Annotated in this window: 1 protein-coding gene; it reads right to left on the bottom strand. The window is 73.1% G+C overall.

All coding sequences use genetic code 11. The features are described from left to right. Nucleotides 1-238 (bottom strand): PASTA domain-containing protein (locus KVT44_RS56950; protein ID WP_217577169.1); only part of this gene is annotated, 238 nt, incomplete at both ends.

Genomic DNA, 238 nt, shown 5'->3' with positions numbered 1-238 from the left:
TTGGGCGCGGTCTCCCCGCCCTTCACCGACTGGCCCTTGACGTGGCCCCCGACCAGCCCGAGCAGCCCGCGGTCCTCGTTGACCTGCACCCCGGCGTCCTCCAGCGTCTTCTTCGCGTCGTCCACGCTGTCGCCCTCCACGTCCGGCACCGAGACCATCTCGGGGCCCTTGGAGACGGTCTGCGTGTCGGTGTCGCCCCCGGCGACCTGGCTGCCCGCCCTCGGCGTCTGCTGGGCGT

Origin of the sequence: Streptomyces sp. GbtcB7 (assembly GCF_019091445.1) — a bacterium.
GTDB lineage: Bacteria > Actinomycetota > Actinomycetes > Streptomycetales > Streptomycetaceae > Streptomyces > Streptomyces mirabilis.
Note: the sequence above shows the minus strand (reverse complement) of the source record. Positions and strands in the feature narration are given on the sequence as shown.